Below are 26,316 nucleotides of genomic sequence, written 5' to 3' on the forward strand. Positions count from 1 at the left end.
CTCCGGTCGCGGCCGAACCCGGGGGGTGTCGGCTATTCGATTGTCACGTCTGGTCGTGTACCGTTCGAGGCCCTCCTTTCTGCGGATGGGTATCCACAGAAAGAAAGGAATCATGCCCGGCCGATTCCACGGATTTTTTTACCAAGCTTGGAATCGCGGCGACGACTCCTCCCTTGACAGGACCGGGCAGCCTGGAAGTACATTCGGCCCGAAGTGAATCCGCCCCGGATCATTCGAACGCGCCGGTTGATTTTGCGCGCTATCAAGGAGAGCGACGCCCGGGCCGTGCACGACGCCTATGCCTCCGATCCCGAGGCGACACGCTTCCTCGCCTGGCGGGCCCACACGACGCTTGGAGAGACGAAGGCGTTCCTTCGCCAGGCCCGCCGGACCTGGCGCCAGGGAACCGAGCACCTGTGGGCCGTGATCGTCAAGCGTGGCGGGTTGATCGGATCCGCCGGGATCCGCCCCTGCGGACCGAGGATCGAGATCGGATATGTCCTTGGCCGGGCCTGGTGGGGGCGGGGGTACGCCACGGAAGCGGCCCGGGCGATGCGGGCGTGGGCGATGAAGCAGCCGCGGGTATACCGGGTGTGGGCGACCTGCGACGTGGAGAACAAGGCCTCGGCCCGCGTCCTCGAAAAAATAGGCATGACACGGGAAGGTATTCTTAGAAAATGGATCGTGCGCCCCGCCATGGACTCCGCGCCGCGAGATTCATTCTGCTACTCGAGCATCAAACCTCGTAAGCCGGGAAGACGCCGGAGGCCCGCGCGAACCGGCAAGGAGCGATGAGGCATGGCGGATCAATCCAGCGTGTGGGCGGCTTTTTTCAATGGGCACGCGCCGTTGTATGACGGCAACTGCTTTACCCAAAATACACCGTACGAAGTGCAGTTCCTGGTCCGGGAACTCGGGCTGAAGCCCGGGATGAGCATCCTGGACCTCGGCTGCGGCACCGGCCGGCACGCCGTCGAACTGGCCAGGCTCGGTTTCCGCGTGACCGGCGTAGATCTTTCCGCCGGCATGCTGGCGCAGGCCCGGGCCAAGGCGGCCGCCGCCGGGGTTGACGCGACGTGGATACAGGAAGACGCGACCCGGTTCTCGGCCGGGGAATCCTTCGATGCTGCGATCTGTCTCTGCGAGGGGGCGTTCGGCCTGTTGGGCGCCGGGGACGATGCGTTGGCGCAGCCCGCGGCCATCCTGCGGAACGTGGCCGCGGCCCTGAAACCGGGCGCGCCCTGCCTGTTCACGGTGCTCAACGGCTACCGGATGGCCCGCCGGCATCGGCAGGAGGATGTGGCCTCGGGAGAATTCGATCCCCTGTCCCTGACCGAAACTACGGACTGCACCACGGGGGACAAGGCCGCGATGAGGGAGCGGGGCTTTGTGCCCACGGAACTGGGCCTGTTGTTTGGCGCGGCCGGGTTGACCGTGGACCACATCTGGGGCGGCACGGCGGGCGCGTGGAACAAGGGGCCGGTGCAACTGGACGAGATGGAACTGATGGTGGTGGCGCACAAGCCGCCCGCCGCCTGACTAGCCGAAAAGCAGCCGGGGGGGTACACTGCATTGAGACGCGAGGAGCTGCGCTATGGATAACCTCATCAGCGGCATGGAGAAGCTGCGGAACGCCCAGAAGGCGGAGGAGAAGGCCGAGTTCGCCGCCGCCAAGGCCGAGGGCATGGCGAACCGCGTGGAGCGCTTGGAACGGGCGGTTACCCGCCTTACCTGCCTGAACCGCGCCATCTGGGAAATCTTGAGCGAGGCCGTTAACCTATCGGAGCAGGACCTGAAGGAGCGGCTCAAGCAGATCGCCGCGGAACAGGTCGAGGCCAATCGCGCCGGCAAGCCGGCGCCGCCGTGTCCGAAATGCGGCCGCCCGCTGGAGCGCGGGCGGAACATGTGCATGTACTGCGGGGCGACCCACGACGTCGGGAGCGTGTTCGACGCGCTGGTGTGACCCTGCGCGGAGGGAGGGAGTCCGCATGGCCAGGGGCATAGGGTGGGGCGCGCTGGGCTACTGGGTGGTGTTCTGGATTTTTGTGTACGGCGATTTCTATCTTTCCCGCCCGGTCGCCGCGACGGCCTTGAAGCTTTTTTTTCCCGTGGCCTGCCTCATGAACCTTTATGGCCTGGTCACGGCCCTGTCGCTGTGGAGCGTCCGCCGCCGGGAGGCGGCGGGCCTGCTGCTCCTTCACGCCCCCCCGCTGGCGGCCGTGGCCTACGGAATCTGGTGGCTCTTTTTCGGCGTCAAGATTTAGGACGGCCCGGTTCCTTCCGCCGCCGTGCTTAACACCTGCCGGATTCCCGGTTACTTATACGTACTAGCTGCAAGGAAGGCGCCCTTGTTCATGAAAACCCGCCGGGGATTGTGCGTGCTGTGGTTCCTGTATGCCGTCGGGGTGCGGGGCCAGGAGTGGGTGCCGCTGAAGAGCGGTTCGCCTGCGTGCGGAGGGGTGCGGGTCGGCGATTCCAGCGTGACGGGCCTGACGCTGGCGGCGGAGGTGTCGGGCTTCGTCCGCGGAATGGCCGTGCTTCCGGACGGCCGCTCCTACGACTTGGTGCAGGACCCGGGCGGAGCGAGCAGCCCGATCGGCCAGCCCGACGTGCCGTCCTTCACCCAATGGATCCTCGTCCCGAACGGGTGCGAAGTCCGCATGGCGGCCACGCCCGGCGCCTCGCGGGTGTTCACGGGCGTCCGCCTGGCGCCCGTTCAGCCGCCGCCCTCCGATTCGGGCGATTCTGCCGCGATGGCCCGCGACGAGGCGGTGTATGCGCGGGACGCCGATTACCCCGGGGCGTTCGCGTCGTTCGAGGCCATCACAGAAATCCGCGGGCAGGCGGCCCGCCTGGTCCGGCTCCACCCGTACCAGTACAACCCGCGCACGGGCGTCCTGACGGTATATCCCCGCCTCGAGGTGCGGCTGGACTTCATCGGGACGCCGGCGCGGCGCGATCCGCGGCTGGCGAGCCGCGCCTTCGACGGCCTGCTGCGGGGCGCGCCGAACGCGGACGCGGTCCTTGCCGCCGAGGCCGCCGCCCCGAGCCCGCGCGGGGTCTCGCCCTTCGGCGGGACGACGAACGGCTGCGAACTCCTGATCATCACGGCCGACGCCTTCACCAACGCCGCCTTCCAACTGGCGGAGTGGAAGATGCGGCGCGGGATCGCGACGACGGTCGTGACGACGAACGAGACCGGCAGCGCCACCAACCAGCTCCGCGATTACATCCTGAACGCCTACACCACGTGGAGCCCGGCGCCGGCCTACGTGCTGCTCATCGGCGACGCGGATTTCATCCCCCCCTGGTACAAGACGGACCACCCCGCCGGGGAGCGGAAGAACAGCACCGACCTGTTCTACGCCGACATGAGCGCGACGCTCGATTGGATCCCGGACCTCGCGATCGGGCGCTGGCCGGTGGAGACCGCGGCCCAGGCGACGAACTGGGCCGCGCGCGTCATCGCCTACGAGAGCGCGCCGCCCAGCCGCGCGCTGTTCGGCCGCTACTACACCAACGCGACCCTCTGCGCCTCGTTCCAGAGCTACACGGGGGCCGCCTACTACGGCTATTCCGAGCGGCGGTTCGTGAAATCGACAGAGGATCTCCAGAACTTTCTTGCGGACGCCGGCTACGCCGCCGAGCGGATTTACGCGATGTATCAAGGCACCAACCCGACGCATTGGGCCAGTTGGCTGACGGCGTCCAGCGCCATCTTCGAAAACGACAGCCCGCCCTGGGGCGGCGTGGCCCTGGCCGCGGAGTTGCTCAAGCCGGCCTTTCCGTGGAGCGGTGCGCGGACCAACATCCGCCTGGCCGTGAACAGCGGGACCTTCCTGCTGACCCACCGCGATCACGGCAACCGGTCCGGCTGGAGCAAGCCGGTCTTCACCAAGGCCACGGACGTGGACGGCCTGACCAACGGCATCCTGCGGCCCGTGGTCTGGTCCATCAACTGCCAGACCGGCTGGTTCGACAACGAGACCGACGACGCCGCGGCGGGCACGTCGGACAGCGACGAGTGCTTCGCCGAGCACTGGGTCCGGCACGCCAGCGGCGGGGCGATCGGCGTGCTCGCGCCGACGCGAACGAGCTACTCCTTCTACAATGACCGGCTGTTCTGGGGCATGGCGGACGCGGTCTGGACCAACTTTCTCGAATACCACGGCGTGTCGTACTCCGCGGTGGGCGAGCCGGCGTACCGCCTGGCCGACATCCTGAACCGGGCCAAGACGTATTTCCTCACCAAGTACTCCCTCTCCAGCACCTACACGAAATGCACCATGGAGATCTTCCACTGCCTGGGCGATCCGACGCTGGAGATGTGGACCGGCCTGCCGCAGGATTTGACCGTGGCGCACACCGGCCGCGTCCCGGCCGGCTCCGCCGCCGTGACGGTGGCGGTGGCGCAGGCCGGCGCGCGGGTCTGCTGCGTGTATAGCAACCGGATCCTCGGCACCGCCGAGGCGTCAGGCGGGGTCGCCGAAGTCGCGCTCGACCCGCCGCCGGAGGGGGGCGGCGACCTCTTCGTCACCGTCACCCTTCACAACTACCTGCCCTACCTCGGCACGGCGACGGTCTTCCAGGCGGACGCTGATGGCGACGGCCTGCCGGACGAGTGGGAAGAGGAGTATCTCGGCTCGACCGGCTCCGCTCCGGAGGACGACGACGACGAGGACGGGCTGGATAACTACGGGGAATGGATCGGCGGGTTCGACCCGGGCGACTCGAACTCGGTCTTCTCGGCGGGCGGCGAGCCGGCCGCCGAACCCGGGGCGTATGTTCTCCAGTGGCCCAGCGCCGCGGACCGGTATTACTCGATCTACCGCGCAACCAACCTCCCCGGGCCGTTCGTCCTGCTGGACGACGAGATCCCCGCCACCCCGCCGCTCAACGTCTACACCGACGCGCCCGCGGCGGAACTGGATCCGCTGTTCTACCGGCTGGTGGTGACCACCAACGCCCCGCCGTAAATGGGCGCCCGTGCTTTCACGGTCGGGACGGCCGTGTCACGTTGTCCCGAATATCGCTCGCTTTTTCCTCCCGCCGGGGCTATAGAACGCGCACGGAAACGAGCAAATAATGAAAAACGAAGCCACTCCGGACGCGGCGCCAGCGAAGCATTTCATCCGGCAGATCATCGAGGAGGACCTGCGCGCCGGGAAAAACGGCGGGCGGGTTGTCACCCGTTTCCCGCCGGAGCCGAACGGCTACTTGCACATCGGGCATGCCAAGGCGATCTGCATCGATTTCGGCATGGCCCGCGAGTATGGCGGCGAGTGCCACCTGCGGATGGACGACACGAACCCGACCAAGGAGGAGGTCGAGTACATCGAGTCCATCCAGGAGGACGTCCGCTGGCTGGGCTTCGACTGGGGGAAGCATTTCTACTTCGCCTCCGACTGCTTCGGGCGGATGTTCGACTGCTGCGCCGAGCTGATCCGGAAGGGCAAGGCCTATGTCTGCGGGCTTACGCAGGAGGAGTGGTCGAAGAACTACCGTGGCGCGCCACCGGCCCCGGGGAAGGAAAGTCCGTTTCGGAACCGGCCCGCCGGGGAGAGCCTGCGGCTCTTCGAGGAGATGCGCGCCGGGAAGCACGCGGACGGCACGCTCTGCGTCCGGGCGAAGATCGACATGACCTCGCCCAACCTGCACCTGCGCGATCCGGTCCTGTACCGCATCCTGCACGCCGAGCATCCCCACACGGGCAACGCGTGGTGCGTCTACCCGACCTACGACTTCGCGCATCCGCTCGAGGACGCCTTCGAGGGCATCACGCACTCGCTCTGCACGCTCGAGTTCGAGGTCCACCGCCCGCTCTACGACTGGGTGATCGAGAACCTCGACGGCCTGCCCTCGCGCCCGCGGCAGTACGAGTTCGCGCGGCTGAACCTGACCTACACGGTCATGAGCAAGCGGCGCCTGCTGGAGCTGGTGAACGAGGGCCGCGTGAAGGGCTGGGACGACCCGCGCATGCCGACGATCGGCGGGCTGCGCCGGCGCGGCTACACGCCGGAGGCGATCCGCGCCTTCGTCGAGGCCGTAGGCGTGACCAAGTTTGAGAGCCTTTCCGACGTCGCGCTGCTGGAACACTGCGTGCGCGACGACCTGAACAAGCGCGCCGCGCGCCGGCTGGCCGTGCTGAATCCGCGGCGGGTGATCATCGAGAACGCCGCCGACCTGCCCGCGAGCGTGAAGGCGGTCAACAACCCCGAGGATGAATCCGCGGGCGCGCGGGACGTGCCGATTTCCGGCGAGCTGTTCATCGAGGCGGACGACTTCATGGAAACCCCGCCGCCGAAGTATTTCCGGCTCACGCCGGGCGGCTCGGTGCGGATCCGGTACGCGGGCTTCCTGACCTGCCTGCGGGTCGAGGGCGATGCCGTGGTCTGCCGCTGGTCGCCGCCGGAGGCGAGCCTCAAGGTCAAGGGCACGATCCACTGGGTCAGCGCGAAGCATGCCGTGCCGGCGGAGATCCGGCTCTACGACCGGCTGTTCAACGTCGAGGATCCCATGGCGAAAGCCGCCGCCGAGGGCAAGGATTACCACGAGTTCCTGAATCCCGCCTCGATGCAGACTGTAGCCGGCTTCGTCGAAGCCGGCCTTGCCGGGGCGAAGCCCCTCGAGCATTTCCAATTCGAGCGCCTCGGTTACTTCAACGCCGACCCCGACTCCGCGCCCGGCAAGCCGGTCTTCAACCGGACCGTGACCCTGAAAGATTCATGGGCGAAGGAAGCAATGAGGGAGACAGAGCATGGGCGATCATCAAACAACACATCCCGCGAAGACAGACGGCATTGATTTGCATGCCACTTTGGAGCACGCACAAGCCGGCTATCAGAACGCGCAAGACATCATCAAGTTTGTAGACGCCAAGTCTGGCGCCGTTACCGGACTTTGTGCTTTGGCGATTGGGGGTGTCTTCGGCTTGTTGACCTGGTTCCTTGGTCTGGAAGAAACATGTCGGTCATTTACAATACAACTCATTCATCCGTGCTCCGCCGCCACCTTACTTCTTGCGCTTAGCCCAATTGCAGGCGCGGTTTCATTGGCCTTTTCGCTTCTAAGCCTTGTCGCGCGTCCACAGTTCACAACCGCCCGAACAGTATTATTCCCATGTTTTAAACTGACGAGAAAGACACGGGATGAAATCGACGAAGCCTACAGGAATAAAATCGTGGGCGGTATGACGAAAGAGGAGATTCGCATCGAGTATCACGACCAGATACTGAACGTCGGCTGTATACTGCAAAGAAAGATCGCACGGCACCGGGTAGCTGTGTTCTTTCTCGTTATGCAGTTGGTCGTGATGGCTTCCTCCGCCTTCGTCGTGTGCTCGGGGATCGCCACTAAGCGCTCTCAGGCTACGGCAACTTCTGTAACGACGAGCGTTGCGTCTGCTTCTGCTGTTTACGATACTCCGCCTCCCCCCTCACCGTCCCGTGCGCCCAGTAGTCCCACGAATCGTTCCAGCCGTCGATAGTTCCCCGAAACAAGGTCAACTGCCGGTGCAGCAGAGTCGCTGTGCTATTTAAAAGCCAGCGTGCGGCGAACTCTGCGGTTGGCCCCAAGCTCTTCTCCCGAAAGATCCTGAAAATCTCATCCTTCCAATGAAGGTTCAGCTCCGTACAGATGTAGCCTCGGTTGTCTATATGCCAATCGCCTCCAGCCGGGGCACGCCAAGTCTCCTCGCAGACTACGGCTGGCGTGTTGTCCATCCAATCGGGCAATACAATGATTCGGCACTTTGCCGTGGCCCTTGTTCTGATCCGAGCGTGGGATAATGGCACTGCTCCAGTGATTTCATAGCCGTTGACCGACCTTCGATGCCAACAACTCCTTGGTTCTTTCAGGCAGTCATATATACGGACCGCGAGGTTAAGCGCGATGTTTTCTGAAAGTATGGCTGGAGTCATTGCACCACCAGTGCGGTTTTGCGGGCGGCGTGTGGCGGCCAACTGGCACAACGTAAGGGCCGGTCTGTTGAGCACTAGCCTGAACCGTTGCATCTCTGACTTTTTCTTTTGTCAACCCGCGAGAAATCCGGAATCGCGAATCGAGTTCTTCGAACAAGTCTTGGAATTGCGAGTCAATCGCTTGATAGTCCTCTTCCGGGATGACGGTGTCCGTCCCCCGGACACCTTCCGCGTCAAGTGCATCCAATGATCGCCCAGGAGCCCACCCGGCAGCTACCATGAAGTCCCGTTTTGCGGTATGAACCGTGGCGAGAAGAATGACGGGGCGACTCCCATTGAACACTTCGCCACCAGCGCACCCAACCGCCCACCTCGTCTTTCCGAGAATGTGCGCCCATGGCCTTTTCTCGCGATCAGAGCCGGTTACTTGGCTGTGCCATTCTGCCGGAAGCTGAGCCGGAACGTACATCTGGGCAGCTTCGTAGGACTCCCCAGCGTATTTCGGGAGCACGATCAGGTTCGCGCAATCGCCAGCCCATGGCAGCTGGATGATCTTACGGTCTCGGGAGCCGGAGAATTGCTTTGCGAATTCGATAATTGAGACGAATTTCAGAACGAGCGCCTCGGTGTTTCCGGTTTTGAACGCTTCCTGCACCTCCTTTGTGAATCCATCGAGGTCGGCGCGCATGCAGAACGCTGACAGCTTGAGCGCTTGCCCGGGAGTAAAGTCACGTTCCGCAAAGTACCCTGATTGAACAAAGTTGACTTCCGGTGGGCCGCGCCGTTTTTCTAGTAGGAGGCTCGCTTCTGATGCCCTTGACAAGCGCTCGGTAAGCCGACCATCCATCAGGCCTTCGAAAACTTTAGCTACATGGCTGAGGTCGATATTGGTCCACTCGCTACTGTCCGACGGATACTGGATAGCACGAAGTATCTCGGACCTCATGGCAAGATGTCGCGCAGGCGTCTTGACGCGTCCATCTTTTTCGGTGCCCAACCTTTTTGCCGGCGCATTGGCCGCAGGACCCAGAGAGATGATGGAGCCATCGGCCCCGCTGCCCGACAGCAATATAAGTGCATCGCCATGGTCAGTGGCCAGTGCGAAGCCTTGGAACTCCTTTCCCGCCTTGGCACCAATCTTTGTGTAGACAAGTTGAGCGAAGGAAATAGCGAAGGCGATGACCTTATCGACCGCCGTCCGGTCTGCGGCGGCGCAGGGCATCAGAAGATGAATTCGTTCACCCTGCACCTCCAAGAGTTCCGCCTGTGTTTCCCGGGCGCACGCGTCAGCGATGGTCGCGTAGTCCTGAAGAATCGAAAGGTATCGCTGTGCATCCCGGGTGTCCTCTGCTGCGGTCATCTTCAAGCTGAGACGAAGTTCGCCGTAAACGTGGAAGCCCCTTTCCTTGGAACAATTGATATCTCCAATGGTGGGTCGTACATCTCTGCTTGCGCTCTCAACCAGTTGTCGAAGTCCTATCTGCTTGATCATCATTTCACCATGCCCTTTCTTCAGCCCGCTCACTTGATATACTACAGCATATGGCATGCCACATTCTTTTCTATTTTAACAAAATGTAAGCATTAAGAATTGGCATTGCGTTTATTATGCAAATTCTAACAATTTAGTATTAAGTTAAGAGGCGCACAATGCTGCGCCAATATGTGTCAGTGTGACTCGACGAAGTGCGCAGTCTGTCACGCTTGGGTCCGCCTAGTATTGACGCATTCTTCCGGGGCGGACCAGGGGTTGGTTAATCAATCAACGATTTGCGACGAATAAGCGGCGGAAACTGGTTCGCACAAGCGATTTTCGAACCCGAAAAGCAGATGCGGCATCGTCGCCCCGCGAGCGGGACAACCGCTTGAGCGCAACTGATTGACTCACGACCGCACCTGCCATAGTCTCCGCAGACATGACAGGGGAAAACTTGGAACTCAAGTTGCCGATCGAGCAGCCCGGCGTTCTTGCCGAGAAGCGGGGATATGCGTCACACCGCGATTACCTGAAGCGTGCCGCGCCCGAAGCCGATAAGCGGGCAGGGGTCATTCGGAAACAGGCGGCGGAGGCGTTCAAGGAGTACATCCGCAAAGAACCATGCTTCGTCATTCATTTCGCCGACGTCAACGCGACAGAATTGGGTCGTATCCTGGCCAAGTATCCGTTGCTGGCCAAACCGCTGATGATCCTCTGCAATATCGCGGAGCGGGCGATCGAGCGCGACCTTGGGCTGAAGGGTCTGAATTCATACCGCCCGCGGTTCCGCAGCGATTCCGCCAAGGCCCTCGCCGGCTACCTGAAGCCATTCCTGCCCGAGCGCATGGAGCTTGAGAGCTTCTGCTCCGTGGATCGGCTTATGTTTCTCGACAAGGAGATACGCAAAGAGAAGGGACGGTGGGAACGCTGGGTCCGATTTGCCCTCTCGAATGTCCTTGCGACCGAAGGAAAGCCGGGCGAGTTCAAGAAGCGTCATTTTGAAGTGGAGGGTGAGGACTTCGAGTTGGATGCCGCCTATCCCTCGTCTGGCGATATCGAGATTGCCGTGGATGTGAAACGGATCGAGGCCCGCCGGGACATCCATAAACGATGCGATGAAATCGTGAACAAGGCCGCGAAATTCAAGGCCGTTTTCCCGCGCGGCAAGTTCGTGGCATTCATCTACTATCCGTTCACGGAAGAGCATTCGCACATCTCCGCTCGCTTGAGGTCGGAGAATATCGACGTCGTGGTTTTTGCGAGCGAGAACGAAGATTCGATTCGGAACGCAGCGATAAGCGCGATCCGGACGAGGGTCAGCCCGTGACAGCGCGCGCCTCTACCGTCTCGAAGTCGAATTGCCTGTAGAAATCGCCCTTTTCGGCTTCGATCCGCTTTGTCGCATACGCGTGATAGTGCGGATCGATCTCGTAGCCCACGGAATGGCGCCCCCACTGGATCGCGGCGAGCAGGGTCGTGCCCGTTCCGGCGAAGGGATCCAGCACCGTGTCCCCCGCGAAGCTGAACATGCGCACAAGTCTCTGCGCCATTTCGACGGGAAACGGCGCAGGATGCTCGCGCGTACTTGCGCCGGTCATGGTCCAGGTCTGCTGGCACCAGAGACGGAAGTCCTCTTTCGGAATCCTGCTGAGTTCGCGTTGGCGTTCCGTGGGTTGCCGGTAGCCGCCGGGCTTGCGCTGCATCAGGATGAACTCCATATCGTTCTTGATGATGGCGTTCGGCTCGTACGGCTTGCCGAGGAACTTGCTCGACGTGTTGGCCTCGAATGCCGCGTTGGAAATTTTCAGCCATATAATCGGATTCAAGTTGTCGAACCCGATCCTTCGGCAGCGGACGGTAATGTCCGAATGCAGCGGCATCACAAGGTGCCGGCCGTGTTTGCGCCGGGCCAGGCAGACATCCCCGACAATACAAACCAGCCGGCCCCCAGGAACCAGCACGCGGTAGCACTCGCGCCAGACCTTGTCCAACTCGTCCAGGAACTGCTCGTAATCCGCCACATATCCAAGTTGCCCGGGATGCTGGTTGTATTCTTTCAGTGTCCAGTAGGGTGGAGAAGTCACCACCAGGTGGACCGATTCATTCGCGAGTTCTTGCATGGTGCGGCTGTCGCCAAGAATCAAGCGATGGCTTGTCGTGCCGTCAACGCTTGTCATCCCATACGATTCAACCGTCGCGGGGTCTCTCACCACGTGCTGTGTTCGCTTTCTCCCTGCCTTCACCATGCCAAAAAAGGGTATGCCATCGGGCGCCAAATGCCAATGTGAAAGCACGGTGTAAGTAATCTTCACGCGCGCAGTTGGGCTTCTCCATAAGGCTTTGACAGGCCCGGTTTTCAACTGGCATAGTGCGGCCGGCATGGGGAGGGCACAGCCGTGAGTAAACGCGAATACTGGGGCACGCGGGTCGGCGCGATCCTGGCGGTCACGGGCAGCGCCGTCGGGCTGGGCAATTTCCTGCGGTTCCCGGGCCAGGCGGCGAAGTACGGCGGCGGCGCGTTCCTGATCCCTTACCTGGTGGCCTTCCTGATCGTCGGCCTGCCGATGGCGTGGGCCGAGTGGGCGCTTGGCCGCTGGGGCGGCAGCCGGGGCCACAACTCCGCGCCCGGTATCTTCCGGCTTGTGCTGGGCTCCCGCAAGGGCGCGTACGTGGGCATGATCGGCACGCTGATGCCGCTGATGATCTACATGTACTACCTCTTCGTCGAGGCCTGGTGCCTGTCGTACGCGTGGGACTACCTGACGGGACACTTCGGGCGGCTCGGTGCGGACATGGCGGCGATCGAGGAGCATTTCCTGACGCTCGTCGGCGCGCGGGAGAACGGCGCGCTCTTCACCCCGGCCGCGGCGCGCATGCTGGTGTTCCTCGGCATCTGCTTCGTCGCCAACACGTTCCTGATCTACCGCGGGATCACCCGCGGCATCGAAAAATTCTGCAACCTGGCGATGCCGTTGCTGGTCGTCTGCGCGCTGATCGTCCTCGCCCGCGTGCTGACGCTGCCGGCCCACCCGGCGCACCCGGAGCAGTCGGTCGTCAACGGCCTCGGCTACATGTGGAACCCGACGAAACCCGGGCAAACCCTGTGGCAGACTCTGGCCAACCCGGAGATCTGGCTGGCGGCGACCGGCCAGATCTTTTTCAGCCTCTCCGTGGGCTTCGGCCTGATCCTGACCTACGCGACCTACCTCAAGCCCAACGACGACGTGGCCTTGAGCGCGGTCACCGCCGCCGCCGGGAATGAGTTCTGCGAGGTCGTGCTGGGCGGGATGATCGCCATCCCCGCCGCCTTCGTGTTCCTCGGCCCCGCCGTGGTCCAGAACCCGCCGGGCACGTTCGGTATGGGCTTCATGACGCTCCCCAACGTTTTCAACCAGATGCCGCTGGGCTCGTTCTTCGGCTTCCTGTTCTTTTTTCTGCTTTTCCTCGCGGCCATCACCAGCTCGCTCTCCATGCTCCAGCCCTCCATCTCGCTGCTCGAGGAGGGGCTGAAGATCGGGCGCAAGGCCTCGGTGAGCATCCTGACCTTCATCACGCTTGCCGGGTGCTTCTTCGTGGTCTACTTCTCCAAGGGCTTCACCGCCCTGGACACGCTGGACTTCTGGATGGCCAACTTTTTCATCTTCATCTTCGCGACCGTCCAGTCCGTGGTCTTCGCCTGGGTCCTGGGCATCGACAAGGGGATGGAGGAACTGCGGCGTGGGGCGGAAATCAAACTCCCGCGCGTCCTGCCGTTCGTGCTGAAATACATTTCGCCGGTCTATCTGCTCGTGATCTTCGCGCTCTGGGCCTGGAAGAACCTGCCGGAGCGCTGGCGCGCGATCGTGACGTTGCCGGAGGACGGCCCGCCGGTCGTGCTGCTCTCGGTCGTGCTCATCGCCGCCGTCATCGCCTTCTTCTCGATGATCGTCAGCAGTGCCAACCGCGCCTGGGACAAGGAGGAGCCGTCATGACCCCCGCCGGATGGATCATCATGGTGCTGGCCTGCGGCGGATTCACGGGGCTGCTCGCCTGGTGCATCCACAAGGTCGTTGCGACGCCCGAGGCGGCGGAGCACCTCCACGCCCAGGGCGACATCGACACGGGCGACCGGGAATAAGGGCGGGCCCGCTACCGGACGAATGGGCGGATGCCGTCCCGCCACAGGGCGTAGCCCGCCGGGCTGCGCTGCGCGGGCGGTACGGCAGGACAATCCGGTCCATATACCGGAGAACATCCGGGATGGTCGAGCCGCCGAAGCCGCGGTTGAGCATGGGTACGTCCGGGAAGTCGCCCGGGAGGTCCGGCCAGAGCCGGAGGGTCGAGCTGCCGACGAACAGGACGGCGTTCGACGGCGGCGGCTTCGCGCGGTCCGCGTTCTCGAAGGCGCGGATCTCGTCCGCGAACGGTCCTTCTGCCTGTGATACCAGGTACGGGTGAGAGGCGGTACGAACGGCGTCGCAGAGCTCCGCCCTCCAGTGGCAGGAATCATGGAGGGGCGAGCTCCTGCGAGCCCGAAATCTACCCGCATTCATCCGGATTTGGTATGAGCCGGCGGCCATCATCACCCCCCGTTTGATCAAGCGAGTTCGGGAGCCATGCTATGTCGGGACAGGCCCCCTGTAAACGTCGGAAGGAGAGCCCAAATCCGCGCGCAAGGACCTCCGACCTTATACGATGCCGTGCAGGTTCTCCTTGGCTGTCACGGTTCGCGGGACGCTCGCCCTCCAGGCGAGCACTTGATCCGCATCGTATAGAAAGCGTTCTGCCGGGCGAGCATCCACGCGAGCCGCAAAGACAGCGGCGGGCGCAGGGAGGAGCCATCCTTACGCGCGGATGGGGGGGGCGCTCGGCGCCGAAGCCCGGGCCGGGACGGCATCAGGCCGCTTCGCAGGCGAGGATCTTGTAGCCCAGCAGAACCACGAAGCCCGCCCGCGTGGCTTTCCAGCGCGGGGAGTCTGCGTAAGCCTCACCGAGCCGGGCGCGAATGTCCGCCATTTCGCCGGGTGCGATGCCATAGCGGTCGGCGAGCGTGGCCTCGTCCATCGCCAGGTCCGGGGCGTCGGCCACGCGGGTCACGCGGAAGCCGGCGTCCTCGCACAGGCGGATCAGCGAGTCGAGCGGCGGCAGCCACTTGTCGGAGTGGAGCCGCTCCAGCAGTTCGTCCACCAGCAGCGCATCCTCGGGGCGGGCGTTGCAGGCGGTCTGGTGGATGAAGAGTTCGCCCGGCCGGAGCTGCTCGCGGAGATGCTTCAGCAGCGGCTTCTGTCCCGCGAGCCCGGCGTAGTGCAGCGTGGAGCGCGTGATGAGCATCAGCCGTTCCGTTGCCGTGGCCACGGCGGCGCGCTGGAACTCCAGGAAGGAACTTTTCAGGGGCCGGATCCGGGGATCGGGCAGGCTTTCGAGCTGCCGATCCGACAGGTCCATGTCGTAGAGTTTCACCCCGGGCGGCAGTTTTCCGCGCCGGATCAGCTCCGCGAGGATGAAGCCTGTCCCGCCGCCGAGGTCCACCAGGACGTCCGGGGCCTTCGCGCGGAGGCCGGCCTCGATGACGTCGAGGAACGGCGCGGCCACGGCCGGATCGCTGAAGTACCCGCCGTACTGCGCCGCCCAGCGCCGGCCGTGCACGGCGGTCTCGCGGGCCACGGCCTCCTCCAGGATCCGCTCCGTATGGTGGTCCTGCCGCTCATGCTCCGAGGTCATCACTGCGCTCCTTGTTTCCCTCCCGCGCGAACCGCTTCATTCGGCCTACACCCCGCGCCGGGTCCCGGGTATGTTATCTTTCTAGAAGGCTTGCGGGCCATCCGATCAGTCCGCGTCAGCGGTGCGGATGCGCCCCATTACCTTGCCATCGGTCGCGGAACTCCATCCAGATGTCATAATACCGCCACGCCGGGGGCGAGTCCGGGCCCTGGTGGTGGTCGGGCCGCAGCGTCAGGCCGGTGGTCTTGAGCAGGACGGCTCGGACCTCCGGATTCTGTTCCAGCTTGGCTTGCATGGCCGCGCGGATCAGGCGGTAGAACGCGCCTTTGCGTTTTTCCGAGTAGTCCAGCCGGCGGCCCTGGTACGTGACCCACCGGATGCCGAGCCTTTTCATGTTTTCGTTGGCGGCCGTGCCGGCGGCCTTGGCCTCGAACCCGCTCATCCGGGCGACCTGCTCGCGGGTGTGGGGCCACGCGATCGACGGATCGCGCCGGCGCTCGTCGTCCGGCCCCTCGGGATACTTCAGCATCTGCCAGAAGCCCTCGACGCTCGCGTAGGTCTCGCCGTCCAGCGTGAACGGGGTCGGCGCGAAGTTGGAGAGGAGCCCCAGTTCCGTCCGCTTGGACAGGATCGCCTCGCCGGTCCCGGCGTCCTGCGGGAGGATTTCCCACGAGGCCGCTTGCTCCCGGGGCACGGGCGCCCACCACTCCGGCGGGTAGGGGCCGGTGGCCGGCCGGACGCAGCCGCCCGGCGCGGCCAGCAGTAGAAGCACAATGATTCTTCGCATGGATTTCTCATCGGTGGAGGCGAACCATCTTTCGCGGGTCGCCCAGCAGGCTTTCCACGTCGCGCCACAATTCCTTTTCGCGCGCGGGGAGCGGCGCGCCCGCCGCGAGGTCGTTCACCCTGCGCGCGAGGCGGATCCCCGCGAGGTAGAGCCGGAGGTCCGCTTCCTCGATATGCCGGGCCCGGTAGGCCTCCGGGTCCGTCTCGTACGTCGTCTCGTAGGCGCCCGGGCGGAGGGCCAGCGATTCGTTCAGCCAGCCCTCGATGTCCGTTTCGTCGTCCGAAACCTGCTCGCCGAACCGGCGTTCCAGGTGCTCCGCATACGCCGCGGCGGCCTGATGCGGCGGCAGGCCTGCGATATCCGAGCGGCCCGCCTCCAGCAGCCCGGAGTCCCACACGCGGTGCAGGGTCATGGGCGTCCCGAACCACGTTACCCGGATCGTCAGCCCGCCCTTGTCCTCCGGCCGGCCCGTGTGCAAAGGCTGGTGGATATCCCCGACCAGGTGCGTCAGGAATTTCAACGCATCCGTCTGCTCGGCGGGGGATGCGGCGGGATCGCGGAGGGTCGCGTCGGCGACCAGGATCGCGGCCACGAGCCCGCCCTTGAGCCGCAACGAGTCCGGGAGGGCTCGCAGGTTGTCGAGATACGTTGCGCCGTCCGGGATCTTCTCGATGTGGTACCAGATCGAGCCCCGGTACGGCTCCTTGTTCCGGATCGCGTCCGCCCAGTTGGCCGCGCTTGCCAGAGAAGGGTCATCCAGCCTTGTCTCCACGAACGCGCGGCCCGCCGGGGTGAGCCGGGCGTCCGCGAGCACCCCGATGGTGCGGTGCCCGAGCGGCCCCCAGGCCGGGGCGGGGCGGGGAAACAGGACGAGGAGAAGGAGGAGCCGCCGGCCGGCCGCCTGGACCCGTATTCTCATCGCCGGCACTGTGCGGCTTTCCCGGCCCGCGCACAAGCCGGAATCCCGCGGACGCTCGCGCGCGGCGGAGCTTGAGTAACCCCGGGATTGGGGCATACTGCTGGTCCCGCGCCGGATACCGCGGGGGAGGGCTCAAGCATATGCCGAAGAAGGAACAATTCCAGAGCGCGGAGTGGGTCACGTACCGGCCCCAGCTCAAGGTCGTGGATTGCACGGTCCGGGACGGCGGCCTGATGAATAGCCACCGGTTTTCCGACGACTTCGTCCGCCGCGTGTACCAGGCGTGCGTGGGCTCGGGCGTGGACTACATGGAGTTCGGCTACCGCGCCTCGAAGAAGATTTTTCCGCCCAGGGATTTCGGCCCGTGGAAATTCAGCGGCGAGGAGGATATCCGGCGCATCGTGGGCGAGAACAAGACCGGCTTGAAAATCTGCGTGATGGCCGATGCCGAGCGCACGGACTATCGCGAGGACATCATCCCCAAGAAGGACAGCGTGGTGGATTGCATCCGCGTGGCCTGCTACGCGCACCAGATCCCGACGGCGATCGACATGGTCCTGGACGCCGACGAGAAGGGCTACGAGACCACCGTCAACTTGATGGCCGTTTCCACGGTCCCCGTGTTCGAGCTCGACAAGGCGCTGGAGGTGATCGCGCAGAGCCCGGCCGCCGCCGTGTACGTCGTGGACAGCTACGGGGCGTTGTACATGGAGCAGATCGCCGACCTGGTCGGCCGCTTCGCCGCCGCCATGAAGGGCAAGAAGGAGATCGGCATCCACACCCACAACAACCAGCAGCTCGCGTTCGCGAATACCATCGAGGCGATCATCAAGGGCGCGACCCGGCTGGACGCGACCCTGATGGGGCTGGGGCGCGGGGCCGGCAACTGTCCCATGGAGCTGCTGTTGAGCTTCCTCAAGAACCCCAAGTACCTCGAGCGCGCCGTTCTCCAGTGCGTGCAGGAGACGATCCTGCCGATGCGGAAGGAGATGGACTGGGGCTACAGCATTCCGTACGCGATCACCGGCGTGCTTAACGAGCACCCGCGGGACGCCATCAGGCTGCGCGAGGGCGACCGCCCCGACGATTACGTGGCGTTTTACGACGAGATGAACGAGTAGCCCTGTTCTGGTCTTGCCCGCCGCCCGGGATTTCTCCATCATGCCGGCATGGAGGAGATGCGAACGGAACGGTCCACAAGGAGGGGCAGCCCATGAAGCGAATCGGCATCCTGATGGCATGCTTGCTGGCGGCGTTCGTGATCGGGTGCGAAGACGACGAGGAGGAGGGGGGGGGCGGCTCGGGCGTCAGCGGGACGTGGAAGGGCTCGGGTTTCTACGATGGCGGCGTGGCGCTCAATGATTTCACGATGACGCTCACCCAGAACGGGAATTCCGTCAGCGGCTCCTACGACATTACGCGGCCGAACCGGCACATGGCCGGCAGCGTGTCCGGTTGGAATAACAGCGGGACCCTGGACCTCACGCTGACCCCCCACGGCACCGTGGACGGCACCGTCAGCGGCGGATCGATGACGATCGTCTGGTGGGAGAGCGGCTTCGGCGGTGATGTCGAGGGCCAGGAGGCCCATCTCACGCTGAACAAGCAGTAAGCGGGCGGGTTCGGTTGCCGAGGCTGCGTCCCCGACGGGGAAGGAGTGTGCCATGAAGGAGTTGCGCATCGAGGACTTCCGCGAGAATCCCTTCCGCCTGATCGGGCAGGAGTGGATGCTGGTCACGGCCGGCGCGCGGGAGAAGTTCAACACCATGACCGCGAGCTGGGGCGGGCTGGGCGTCCTCTGGGACCGGAATGTCTGTTTCATCTTCGTCCGGCCCTCGCGCTACACGTTCGAGTTCCTGGAGAAATCGGCGGGCTTCACCCTGTGCTTCTTCGACGAGAGCTGGCGGGACAAGTTGCTCATGTGCGGCACGGAGTCGGGCCGCAACGTGGACAAGGCGGCAAAGGCCGGCCTCGCGCCCGTGTTCACGAAAGGCGGGAACGTCTGGTTCGAGCAGGCGCGGCTGATGATCGAGTGCCGGAAGATCGCCTTCACCGACCTCGACCCGGCGAAGTTCGTCGACCCGACGATCCGTCCGTTCTACGAGGGCCCGGACTACCACCGGGTCTACATCGGCGAGATCGAGCGGATCCTGGCGCGGTAGGCTTTCAGGGAATGAACGCCCCCGCCGATCCAGTGTACCGCGAGGAGTTCCTCGTCCCGCCGGAGGCCGTGGATACCAACGGCCACGTGAACAACGTGGTATACGTCCAGTGGATGCAGGACGTCGCCGTGCGCCATTCCGACGCGGTCGGCGGCACGCGGGCCCTGCACGACGCCGGCGGCAGATGGGTTGTGCGCTCCCACCATGTGGAATATCTTGCGCCGGCTTTTAGCGGCGACCGTCTCCGCGTCGCCACCTGGGTGACTGGTTTCCGGCGCGTGCGCACGCTCCGCCGCTACCGCTTCGAACGGGCCGCGGACGGGCAGGTCCTCGCGCGCGGCGAGACGGACTGGGTGTTCGTGGATGCCGGCACGGGGCGGCCCCGAACGATCCCGGAGGGTCTCCGGATGCTCTTTCCCCTGTGCCTGGAGCCGGCGCTGTGAAAAAACCGTCCAAGCCGATGGACGCCGCGGCGCGCGAGAAGATGCTGGCGGAGCTGCATCGCGACGTGGCCCTGCGCCAGCAGGGCTACCGCGAGCGCGCCCTGAAGCTGTTTCCCCACGTCTGCGCCCGGTGCGGGCGCGGCTTCGAGGGCCGGCGCCTGCGCGAGTTGACCGTCCACCACCGCGACCACAACCACGACAACAATCCGCCCGACGGCAGCAACTGGGAATTGTTGTGCCTCTACTGCCACGATCACGAGCACGAGGGCAACCTCATGGCGGGCCTCGGCGCGGTCGCGCAGGATGAGCGGGCGGCGCCCGGCACGTTCAGCCCGTTCGAGAACCTCGATTCGCTGCTGAAGAAGGACATCCCGCCCGAAGCGGGCCGCCCGGGAGAAAAGCCATGAAAAAAAGTGCCGTCGCCCTGCTGGTTCTTGCCGCCGCCGCCTTCGCGGAGGAGAGCTTCATACTGGCCGATCCGGAAGTCGGCGCGGAGTACGGGCCGTTCGTTTACAAGGACGGCGCGGTCATCGAGGTCTACGGCAGGCCCCTGACGCTCCGGAGGCTCGATACGAGGGCCGATGCGCTCAAGCACAAGCTGCAGCAGATCATAGTTCCCTCCATCGAGTTTCGGAACGCGGCCCTTCCGGACGTCGTGCGGTTCTTTGTGGAGGCCAGCATCGCCGGCGATCCCGAGGGAACGGGCGTCCACATCGTCCTGCCGCCCGAGCCGGCGTCCGGCGAGGCGCCGCCGCGGACGGTCACGTTGAGCCTGCGGCGGGTGTCGCTGTACGACGCGCTGAAGATCGTCGCCAACGTCGCGGGCCTGACGGTCCGGCTGGAAGAGAGCGGCGCGGTCCTTCTCGGCGGCGGCCGGGCGGAGGGCGCGAAGCCGTGATCCGGCGCTGCGCCTGGTGCCTCGGCGATCCCCTGTACGTGGAATACCACGACCGCGAGTGGGGCGTGCCGGTGCGCGACGACCGGAGGCTGTTTGAGATGCTGGTCCTCGAAGGCGCGCAGGCGGGCTTGAGCTGGCTGACGATTCTCAAGAAGCGCGAAAACTACCGGCGCGCCTTCCGCGGCTTCGATCCTGAAGTCGTGGCCCGCTTCACGGCGCGGGACGTGAAACGCCTGCTGGCCGACCCGGGCCTCGTGCGGAACCGGCTGAAGATCGAGGCGGCGATCCGGAACGCCCGCGGCCTCCTCGCCATCCGCGCGGAATTCGGAACGTTCAGCGCCTATCTCTGGAGGTTCGTGGAGGGACGGCCGGTCCGGAACCGCTGGCGGTCGTTGAATGAACTGCCTTCGCGCAGCGTCCTATCGGACATGATGAGCCGGGATCTGAAACGGCGCGGGTTTAATTTCGTGGGCTCCACGATATGCTATGCGTTCATGCAGGCGGTAGGGATGGTCAACGACCACGTCATCAGCTGTTTTCGACACGCGGAAATTCGGAAAATGGAACGGGCCGCAAGGCCCGGGAATAACAGGAGAAAGCCATGAATCGCCTGCTGTGCGCCGTACTTCTCGCCTTGGCCCTGGTCCTTCCCGCCGCGGCGGGGGAGCCGGAGTGGGATATCGAGGTCGGTATCGACAACAGCATCTACCCCTCGCTCATCATCGCCACCTCCACGATGGTTGACGACGAGGAGGAGCCCGATCCCTCCACGCTGGGCGATCCGTGGGGCTTCATCGGCGTGAGCATCGTGTCGCCGGCGGCCCATACCCCGGTCCGCGTCGAGATCTCCAGCGGCAAGCTGATCCAGCCGAGCGTCTGGGAAGGCGTCCTGGAGAAGAAGGGCGAGACCTATGAAATCTTTCCGATCCTGAAGTTTGACTACGACGCTTTGCTCGCCGTTCGTCAGCCCTTCCCGGAGGTCGTGACGGCGAGGGTTACGGTCAACGGCGAACTCCTGCCCGAAAAGAGCAAGCGCGTGCCCGTCCGTTCCGTCAACGACTGCATCCTGGCCTTTGAAGACGAAGACGGGGAGGTGTACGACACTTCGCAATTAATTGCCGCCTACGTGAACGAGAACCACCCGATCGTGGACCAGATCCTGGCCGAGGCGCTCAACGCGGGGTACGTGGACTCCTTCGCGGGCTACCAGAAGGAGGCGGAGGACGTGCAGAAGGAACTGGAGGCCGTCTACCGCGCCATCCAGGACCGGGGCTTCAAGTACAGCAACATTACCCGGGGCTCCGGCGAGTCCGCGACCGTCGGTGCGCAGCACATCCGGCTGATCGGCGACCAGGTCCGGGGCAGCCAGGCCAACTGTGTCGAGGGCAGCGTGCTCTTCGCCTCCATCTTCCGGAAACTGGAGATGGATCCGTTCCTGGTGTTCGTGCCGGGCCACATGTTCGTGGGCGTCTACCTCGACGAGAACCAGGAGGACGCCCTCTGCGTCGAAACCACGATGCTCGGCGATTCCTCCTTCGAGGACGCCGCGGCCACCGGCCAGCAGCAGTTCGAGGAGGCCCTGCCGTTTATACTGGGCAAAGAGGAACCCGAGGAGGGCGACGCGACGGACTATGCCGTGATCGACATTGCGGCGGCGCGCCAGATGGGCGTCATGCCCATTCGCGAGGCGGCGGCGGATGCCGTGCCGGCCGTGGGCATGCCGCCGGCCCGCCGGCCGCCCCCGTCCGTGGCGGACCGGGAGGAAGAAGAGGAGACCGCGGAGGAAGAGGACGCCGAGGCCGGGTACGAGTTGGAGACGGTCAAGGTCAAGGAACTGGGCGCGGCTATCCAGCTTCCGGGCGACTGGGAGACGGAAGTGGAGGAGGACTCGGCGGGCGATCCCCTCTTCACGGCATCCAGCGAGGACGGAAACCTGGTCGTAAATATCGGGATCATGGAGGCCCCGGGGATGAGCGCGTCGGCGCTGCTGAAGAAGTACCTGGAAGGCCTCGACATGAAGCTGGAAGGCGATGTCGAGAAGCTGGAGATCGAGGGCCTGCCCGCCGCCGTGGCGGGGGCCTCCGGCGAGATGGAAGGGGAGCCCCTCCTGGGCGTGATGATGATCGTGATCGGCGACGAGAAGGCCTACATCGTCCAGGCCCTGGCCTCGGAGGAAGCCTTCAACGACCACGAGGACCTGCTGGTCGAGATCATCAGCAGCTTTCGGGCCCGCTGAAACGGTCTGCCCGGAAAGAAAAAAACCGCGCCGGCTTCCCGGCGCGGTTTTCCGTCCCGATACGGCTGAACGATTATTCAACGACCGTGATGGTCTTGACCTGGAAGAGCATGTTCACGTCCGCGCCCGTGACTTCCACGACCTTCCCGTGCTTGTCGGCCAGGGTCATGCCCTCGCCGTTTTTCAGGTCCACCTTGTAGCCGTGGCCCGTTTCCGGGTTGATGTAGATGGCCCGGATGGTGCCGTCGGCTTCCTTCACCACGCTGACCCGGCCCTTGAGGGTCATGGCCTGGGCGCTCTCGACCGTCGAGGCGACCTGCTCGACCGCGGCCTCCGTGGCCGCCGTCACCTGTTCCGCCGCCGCTTCCGTCGCCGCCGCGGCTTCCGTCACGACCTGCTCCGCCGCCGCCACCGGCTCCGCGAGTTCCTGGGCCATGACCATTCCGCACGCGAACAAACCGACAACCAACGCCAACGCGATGCGCATTTTTTACGCTCCTTTCTGGGTTATGACGTATACTCTTCGGGTCAGGGTGTCACAAGATAATACGGGCGTTTTGAGGCGCGAAAGGAGCCAACACGATGACCACGATTCACGGTTATGCCGCCATGCAGCAGGGGCAGGCGCTTAAAGCGTTTGACTACTCGCCGAACGAGTTGGGCCCCATGGATGTCGAGGTGTCGATCACGCATTGCGGTATCTGCCATAGCGACCTACACCTGATCGACAACGACTGGAAAATCAGCACCTATCCTTTCATCCCGGGCCACGAAATCATCGGCATCGTGTCCGCCTCCGGGGCGCAGGTCACGCACCTGAAGGCCGGTGACCGGGTGGGCGTCGGCTGGCAGCGCGGCGCGTGCCTGGTCTGCGAGCAGTGCGCCGCGGGCCACGACCACCTGTGCCCGGCGCACGAGGCGACCTGCGTGGGACACCACGGCGGGTTCGCCGAGCGCATCCGCGTGGACAGCCGCTACGCGTTTCCCATTCCGGCGGCCCTGGCCGGCGAGAACGCGGCGCCGCTGTTGTGCGGCGGGGCGACGGTCTACTCGCCCCTGCGCCACCACGGCGTCCGGCCGGCCCACCGCGTCGGCGTGATCGGCATCGGCGGGCTGGGGCACCTGGCGCTGCAGTTCGCCGCGGCGATGGGCTGCGAGGTGACCGCGTTCTCCGCGTCGCCGGACAAGGAGAAGGAGGCGAGGTCGTTCGGCGCCCATCACTTCCTCTCCTCGCGCGAGCCGCTGAAGGAGCGGCGCGGCGGCGGGTTCCTGGACATCATCCTGACGACGGTCTTTGTGGACCTGGATTGGACGGCTTACCTGAAGGCCCTGCGGCCCAACGGCACGCTGTGTTTCCTCGGCGCGCCGCCGAGCCCGCTCTCCATTCCGGCCGGGCTGTTGCAGGGCGGCCAGAAATCCGTCGGCGCCAGCGTCATCGGCAGCCGGCACACGATCGCGGAGATGCTGGACTTTGCCGCCCGCCACGGGATCACGGCGAAGACCGAGGTCCTGCCGCTCGCGCAGGTCAATGCGGCGCTCGACCAGGTCCGCGCCAACCGGGCGCGCTACCGGATGGTGCTGGAGGCCTGATGATTGAAGCAACCGGGCGCTTGAAGTAGAAAGGATTGAGACCGCGAATGAAAAACCCGGAGACCATGTTTCAGCGTACATACCGGAGCCGGCCCTTCACGCGCCGGCGGGGATGCGTGCCGTGAGCGGGCGACAAGCGTGCGGCCTGGCCGGCGTCCTGCTCCTGGCCGCGGCGGCGGGCCGTGCCGGCGAGGGGCTCATCGATCCGCAGGAGGTCGAGAAGGCGGCCCGGACGATTGAAGCGGCCATGACGCAGATATCGGGTCCGCCGCCGGAGGTGCCTGTGGGCCGGCCCGCCTCCTCGTGGAGGGTGCTGTTGGCCACTCTTTCCATGGGGCCCGTAGAATGGATCCCCGATGCGGACCTCTACGCGGCGAAGGCCCAAGCCGAGGCAGTGCGACAGGACGCGCGCCTGCTGTCCCTTCGGGGGGACCGCGCGGCAGCCATCCAGAAGCTGGAGCAGTTCGCGGAGGAATGGCTGCCGGAGCCCATGGCTGGAAAGGTTCTGGAGGATGTCGTGGATTTGAGTTTTCGCGTCGCGGACTATGACCGCGCGTTGAAGACCCTGCGCAAGCTCATGGTCCAGCGCGGCAACGACCCGGTGCTGATATGCAACCTGGCTGCCGTGAAGATTCAGATGGGCCAGTATGACGAGGCGCTGGGCCTGCTGAATTCCATCGATGTGTTGGCCCTGCGTCGCGCGGACTTGCTGGCCTCCATTTTCTTCAACCGTGCGTGCATCTACAGCCGTCTGGGCCGCAAGGAGCCGGCCATCGCGGCGCTCTATTCCGCCTATACGACGCTTCCGGAGGCGACGGTGCTCTGGTTCACCGATCCCCAGTTGGACCCGATCCGAGACGATCCCCGTTTGAGCCCTTTGCGGAAGGCATTGAACCGGGCCCGCCAAAAAAACCCGGGGGGGGGGCTGCGCGTGGATTGGACGCTTCGCGAGGCTCCGGGGAATGATCCCTTGCCGCGCAAGGCCGGGGATGCGGCCCTGACGCTGGAGGCGTGGTAAATGGAGAATCCTTTTATCAGCGTGCGTCCGAAGGCACCCGACAGGCGGCCGGCGGTGCGCGTGCCGATCAAGCGGGGCGGGGAGGAACCGTCGCACCACCCTGTCGTGGCTTGGGTGGTGGCCTTTTTACTTCTGCTGGCCGGCCTGGTCGCCATGTGGCGGACGCTGCGGCGGGCGCCCGGCCGCGGCAGATCGCTGCAGCCGGAGCCGCCGATGGCTTACGCGGCCAGGACGGAGGACGTGCGGCTTCTCGTCGAACGGGCGACGAGAGTGCGACCGGAGATCGAGTACTGGGCGCTCCCCGAGGAACTGGAGCCGGAGCCGGAGGCGGTGGCGGCACCCGTTTTCGATTTCGCCCGCATGCAGCAGGCCGAGGCCTTGCGGCGCGTGGGGGCGCTTTACCTGCTCGAAGGCCGCCGTTCGCTGGCGCTGCTCGCTTTCGGCCGCTCCGTGGAGATCAATCCGCACAACTGGAAGCTATGGGAAAACATCGGGTGGTGGTTCCTGAAGGGCGGCGATTTCCCGTCGGCGCGGCGCGCGTTCGAAACGGCGCTGCGACTGGGGGGATATCGGGGCGAGGGCCCGACCGTGTTGGCGGCGATCTATCGCCGCGAGGGCCGGCTGCAGGACGCGTTGTACCTCTGGGATTGGAGCCGGCGGGAGGTGCGCGGCGAGTGGCCCCAGGCCGACCTCAACGAGGGACTCGCCCGCATCGAGGAGGGCCAGGATGAACCCGCCATCCGCTACCTGTCCCGCTATGTCGAAAGGCGCCCCGGGGACGTGCCGGCGCTGCGGGCCCTGGCCTTCGCGCAATCCCGCGCCGGGCAGTGGATGGAGGCCCGGCAGACGCTCCGGCAAGCCCTGGCGGACGCGCCGTCCTCCTCCGCCCTCCAGGCCGAAGCCGCTGCCGTGGCGGCCCAGAACTGGTTGACCGTGGAGGCCATGGAACACCTGGAGGCCCTGGTGGACCTGACGTCTGCCGCGACGGCGTACGCCTACCTTCAGATGCCGGCCTTCGACGGGTTCCGCAAGACGGAAATGGGCCGCAAGCTGCAGTCCGTTCTGATGATCGAGTCAGGCACTTCGGTCGTCTCGCGCGCCGAGGTTGAGGCCCTCGTGAGCGCGGAGATCGCGCCCCGCTTCGACGCGCCGTAGGCCGGAGGCCCG

Annotated in this window: 27 protein-coding genes; 21 read left to right on the plus strand and 6 right to left on the minus strand. The window is 64.9% G+C overall.

Annotated features, from left to right (window positions below; genetic code table 11):
* Window positions 1-246: 246 nt before the first annotated feature.
* The 7 genes from KA248_00445 to KA248_00475 all read left to right on the plus strand — a co-directional run bounded on the left by KA248_00445 (window position 247) and on the right by KA248_00475 (window position 7,486).
* Window positions 247-795 carry a GNAT family N-acetyltransferase gene (locus KA248_00445; protein ID MBP7828362.1) on the plus strand — a complete coding sequence of 183 codons (549 nt, stop codon included), beginning with the start codon at window positions 247-249 and terminating at the stop codon, window positions 793-795.
* Between the two features lie 3 nt (window positions 796-798).
* Window positions 799-1,539, plus strand: coding sequence for a methyltransferase domain-containing protein (locus KA248_00450; protein MBP7828363.1), 741 nt, complete (start codon window positions 799-801; stop codon window positions 1,537-1,539).
* Between the two features lie 55 nt (window positions 1,540-1,594).
* On the plus strand, window positions 1,595-1,963 hold the full coding sequence (locus KA248_00455; GenBank protein ID MBP7828364.1) for a hypothetical protein: 369 nt from the start codon (window positions 1,595-1,597) through the stop codon (window positions 1,961-1,963).
* A 25-nt stretch (window positions 1,964-1,988) separates the two neighbouring features.
* Window positions 1,989-2,264, plus strand: coding sequence for a hypothetical protein (locus KA248_00460; GenBank protein ID MBP7828365.1), 276 nt, complete (start codon window positions 1,989-1,991; stop codon window positions 2,262-2,264).
* Window positions 2,265-2,354: 90 nt separating this feature from the next.
* Complete coding sequence (locus tag KA248_00465; GenBank protein ID MBP7828366.1) at window positions 2,355-4,976, plus strand: hypothetical protein; 2,622 nt, start codon at window positions 2,355-2,357, stop codon at window positions 4,974-4,976.
* A 109-nt stretch (window positions 4,977-5,085) separates the two neighbouring features.
* The gene (locus KA248_00470) at window positions 5,086-6,804 is read left to right on the plus strand and encodes a glutamine--tRNA ligase/YqeY domain fusion protein (protein ID MBP7828367.1); all 1,719 of its coding nucleotides are present in this window, start codon (window positions 5,086-5,088) and stop codon (window positions 6,802-6,804) included.
* A complete protein-coding gene (locus KA248_00475) occupies window positions 6,758-7,486 on the plus strand; it encodes a hypothetical protein (GenBank protein MBP7828368.1) in 729 nt (242 codons plus the stop codon). Before KA248_00470 ends, KA248_00475 begins: the two co-directional genes overlap by 47 nt.
* Window positions 7,487-7,881: 395 nt before the next feature.
* Here the strand turns inward: KA248_00475 and KA248_00480 are convergent, their stop codons facing one another.
* Entirely contained in the window at window positions 7,882-9,444 is a 1,563-nt protein-coding gene (locus KA248_00480) for a hypothetical protein (protein ID MBP7828369.1), read from the minus strand.
* A gap of 406 nt (window positions 9,445-9,850) precedes the next feature.
* On the opposite strand from KA248_00480, the gene KA248_00485 reads away from it, so the two are divergent.
* Complete coding sequence (locus KA248_00485) at window positions 9,851-10,723, plus strand: hypothetical protein (protein ID MBP7828370.1); 873 nt, start codon at window positions 9,851-9,853, stop codon at window positions 10,721-10,723.
* Here KA248_00485 and KA248_00490 read toward each other — a convergent pair.
* Window positions 10,713-11,573, minus strand: coding sequence for a site-specific DNA-methyltransferase (locus KA248_00490; GenBank protein MBP7828371.1), 861 nt, complete (start codon window positions 11,571-11,573; stop codon window positions 10,713-10,715). The two genes, KA248_00485 and KA248_00490, sit on opposite strands and share 11 nt — an antisense overlap.
* Before the next feature lie 219 nt (window positions 11,574-11,792).
* On the opposite strand from KA248_00490, the gene KA248_00495 reads away from it, so the two are divergent.
* Together KA248_00495 and KA248_00500 are read left to right on the plus strand one after the other, a co-directional pair.
* Window positions 11,793-13,367 carry a sodium-dependent transporter gene (locus KA248_00495; GenBank protein MBP7828372.1) on the plus strand — a complete coding sequence of 525 codons (1,575 nt, stop codon included), beginning with the start codon at window positions 11,793-11,795 and terminating at the stop codon, window positions 13,365-13,367.
* Window positions 13,364-13,513, plus strand: a complete 150-nt coding sequence (locus KA248_00500; GenBank protein ID MBP7828373.1) for a hypothetical protein — start codon at window positions 13,364-13,366, stop codon at window positions 13,511-13,513. The genes KA248_00495 and KA248_00500 overlap by 4 nt, the downstream gene beginning before the upstream one ends.
* A gap of 758 nt (window positions 13,514-14,271) precedes the next feature.
* Here KA248_00500 and KA248_00505 read toward each other — a convergent pair.
* The 3 genes from KA248_00505 to KA248_00515 all read right to left on the minus strand — a co-directional run bounded on the left by KA248_00505 (window position 14,272) and on the right by KA248_00515 (window position 16,802).
* Window positions 14,272-15,096: a hypothetical protein gene (locus KA248_00505; GenBank protein MBP7828374.1), complete on the minus strand. Its 825-nt coding sequence runs from the start codon at window positions 15,094-15,096 to the stop codon at window positions 14,272-14,274.
* Between the two features lie 115 nt (window positions 15,097-15,211).
* Window positions 15,212-15,883: an NADAR family protein gene (locus KA248_00510; protein ID MBP7828375.1), complete on the minus strand. Its 672-nt coding sequence runs from the start codon at window positions 15,881-15,883 to the stop codon at window positions 15,212-15,214.
* Between the two features lie 7 nt (window positions 15,884-15,890).
* Window positions 15,891-16,802, minus strand: a complete 912-nt coding sequence (locus KA248_00515; GenBank protein MBP7828376.1) for a hypothetical protein — start codon at window positions 16,800-16,802, stop codon at window positions 15,891-15,893.
* Window positions 16,803-16,942: 140 nt separating this feature from the next.
* Between KA248_00515 and KA248_00520 the strand changes: the two genes are divergently transcribed.
* The 8 genes from KA248_00520 to KA248_00555 all read left to right on the plus strand — a co-directional run bounded on the left by KA248_00520 (window position 16,943) and on the right by KA248_00555 (window position 22,541).
* The gene (locus tag KA248_00520; protein ID MBP7828377.1) at window positions 16,943-17,923 is read left to right on the plus strand and encodes an aldolase catalytic domain-containing protein; all 981 of its coding nucleotides are present in this window, start codon (window positions 16,943-16,945) and stop codon (window positions 17,921-17,923) included.
* Between the two features lie 92 nt (window positions 17,924-18,015).
* On the plus strand, window positions 18,016-18,414 hold the full coding sequence (locus KA248_00525) for a hypothetical protein (GenBank protein ID MBP7828378.1): 399 nt from the start codon (window positions 18,016-18,018) through the stop codon (window positions 18,412-18,414).
* Window positions 18,415-18,466: 52 nt separating this feature from the next.
* Window positions 18,467-18,964 (plus strand): flavin reductase, encoded by a 498-nt coding sequence (locus KA248_00530; protein MBP7828379.1) that lies wholly within the window; start codon window positions 18,467-18,469, stop codon window positions 18,962-18,964.
* A gap of 11 nt (window positions 18,965-18,975) precedes the next feature.
* Window positions 18,976-19,407 carry an acyl-CoA thioesterase gene (locus KA248_00535; protein ID MBP7828380.1) on the plus strand — a complete coding sequence of 144 codons (432 nt, stop codon included), beginning with the start codon at window positions 18,976-18,978 and terminating at the stop codon, window positions 19,405-19,407.
* 44 nt (window positions 19,408-19,451) lie between these two features.
* Window positions 19,452-19,814 carry a YajD family HNH nuclease gene (locus KA248_00540; GenBank protein ID MBP7828381.1) on the plus strand — a complete coding sequence of 121 codons (363 nt, stop codon included), beginning with the start codon at window positions 19,452-19,454 and terminating at the stop codon, window positions 19,812-19,814.
* Entirely contained in the window at window positions 19,811-20,305 is a 495-nt protein-coding gene (locus KA248_00545; GenBank protein ID MBP7828382.1) for a hypothetical protein, read from the plus strand. Before KA248_00540 ends, KA248_00545 begins: the two co-directional genes overlap by 4 nt.
* Window positions 20,302-20,910 carry a DNA-3-methyladenine glycosylase I gene (locus KA248_00550; protein ID MBP7828383.1) on the plus strand — a complete coding sequence of 203 codons (609 nt, stop codon included), beginning with the start codon at window positions 20,302-20,304 and terminating at the stop codon, window positions 20,908-20,910. Before KA248_00545 ends, KA248_00550 begins: the two co-directional genes overlap by 4 nt.
* Window positions 20,907-22,541 (plus strand): hypothetical protein, encoded by a 1,635-nt coding sequence (locus KA248_00555; protein MBP7828384.1) that lies wholly within the window; start codon window positions 20,907-20,909, stop codon window positions 22,539-22,541. Before KA248_00550 ends, KA248_00555 begins: the two co-directional genes overlap by 4 nt.
* Before the next feature lie 73 nt (window positions 22,542-22,614).
* Here KA248_00555 and KA248_00560 read toward each other — a convergent pair whose 3' ends face one another.
* Window positions 22,615-23,028, minus strand: coding sequence for a hypothetical protein (locus KA248_00560; GenBank protein MBP7828385.1), 414 nt, complete (start codon window positions 23,026-23,028; stop codon window positions 22,615-22,617).
* Between the two features lie 95 nt (window positions 23,029-23,123).
* On the opposite strand from KA248_00560, the gene KA248_00565 reads away from it, so the two are divergent.
* The 3 genes from KA248_00565 to KA248_00575 all read left to right on the plus strand — a co-directional run bounded on the left by KA248_00565 (window position 23,124) and on the right by KA248_00575 (window position 26,304).
* On the plus strand, window positions 23,124-24,131 hold the full coding sequence (locus KA248_00565; GenBank protein MBP7828386.1) for an NAD(P)-dependent alcohol dehydrogenase: 1,008 nt from the start codon (window positions 23,124-23,126) through the stop codon (window positions 24,129-24,131).
* Window positions 24,132-24,252: 121 nt separating this feature from the next.
* Complete coding sequence (locus tag KA248_00570) at window positions 24,253-25,149, plus strand: hypothetical protein (protein MBP7828387.1); 897 nt, start codon at window positions 24,253-24,255, stop codon at window positions 25,147-25,149.
* The gene (locus tag KA248_00575; GenBank protein ID MBP7828388.1) at window positions 25,150-26,304 is read left to right on the plus strand and encodes a tetratricopeptide repeat protein; all 1,155 of its coding nucleotides are present in this window, start codon (window positions 25,150-25,152) and stop codon (window positions 26,302-26,304) included.
* Window positions 26,305-26,316: the final 12 nt, after the last annotated feature.

It is taken from the genome of Kiritimatiellia bacterium, from assembly GCA_018001225.1.
GTDB lineage: Bacteria > Verrucomicrobiota > Kiritimatiellia > CAIQIC01 > JAGNIJ01 > JAGNIJ01.